At 41.6% G+C, this 1,381-nt stretch carries 1 protein-coding gene and 1 tRNA gene; both read left to right on the forward strand.

The annotated features are described in order from the left end of the window. The first annotated feature begins 161 nt into the window (after nt 1–161). Entirely contained in the window at nt 162–845 is a 684-nt protein-coding gene (locus JCM15548_RS20460; protein WP_062129076.1) for a NigD1/NigD2 family lipoprotein, read from the forward strand. Between the two features lie 277 nt (nt 846–1,122). Beyond that, a tRNA-Arg gene (locus JCM15548_RS20465) sits at nt 1,123–1,194 on the forward strand. Nucleotides 1,195–1,381: the final 187 nt, after the last annotated feature.

Below are 1,381 nucleotides of genomic sequence, written 5' to 3' on the forward strand. Positions count from 1 at the left end.
GATATTAACAGTGCAAGGTTTAATACGGTTTTGTAAAGGAGCTTTTCTTTTATTTTTTGAGAATGTTTAAGCAACCTAAATATTAATTCCACATCATTATAGAAAGCGACCTGTCGGGGTCTATCATTTTTTGTTAATAATATTTTTAAATTGGAGGTTATATGAAGAAATGGATTTTTTTTGTGATGGCTATCGGCTTAATGATGGTCATGCCAGGATGCAACGATGACGATGAAGGCTATTCCTTGGGGGACTATTGGGTAACAACGGCCACCATTGATACCGAAGAGGTGGAACCTTTTTTGATTATTACCGATAATGGCGACCGGCTGTTCCCGTCGGCCACGGCTGTGCCAGGCTTTGGATATGATCACGGACAGCGTGTGTGGGTGAGTTACACCATTCTTGGGGATGGGGAAGGGGATGTAGATCATTTGGTTAAAGTGAACGACATGGTGGAGATTCTCACGAAAGGCATTTTTGATTTAACGCCTGAGAAAGCGGACAGTATTGGTAATGACCCGATTCGGATTAAGGACTACTGGTTCACCGATGATTATTTGACCATTCGTTTTGCCTACAGTGGCGGTGCTACTATTCATTACATCAACCTGGTGAGGGATGTCAATAATCCGGAGAATGAAGATGGCTTGCCGGTTCTTGAATTCAGGCACAACCGCAATGATGACCCCTACCATTATCTGATGCATGGAACCGTATCGTTTAATTTGGCCTCTTTGAAGGATGAAGCGGCTACATCGGTTGATTTTGTTTTAAAAGCCACTGATTTTGATGGTCATGAGCCTTTTGAAGAGACACTGACTTATACGTATGGGGCCGAGTAAATCATTGGTGTGTTGGATGCCCTATTGCTGAGGAGGTCGTTCTTTTAGGGGGACGGCCTCCGCCTTTGTTTACCCTGGCTGTTTCTGGATTAGAAACTTTGAGGATCTGGCTGGCTGGATTAAACTGGCTGTTTATTAGATGATTTGATAAACGGGAAGCAAGGGGTGGATTTTTTTTTATGTTTTTTCGTGCTTTTTTTATCGAAAATGATTTTTGCTTTCGTGCATTATCCCTATATTTGCACCGCGTTTGACAGAAATGATAACGCACTGTTTTGATTCCGTAGCTTAATTGGATAGAGCATGGTTACGGCCCAGGAGGTTGGGGGTTCGAGTCCCTTCGGGATCACATGTTTTAATGTCTGTTGCCCTGTAAATCAAAGATTTACAGGGCTTTTTTGTGTTATTGATACGGGTTTTTGTACGACTTTCCATGGTTTTTTGTGCTGGCCAATGCATTCCTTCTGGAAAAATTAACAAATCTTTTAAACGGATATAAGGGCTTAGGACATTTATTATCTTTGTATTACCTTACT

Source organism: Geofilum rubicundum JCM 15548, from assembly GCF_000974365.1.
Lineage (GTDB): Bacteria > Bacteroidota > Bacteroidia > Bacteroidales > Marinilabiliaceae > Geofilum > Geofilum rubicundum.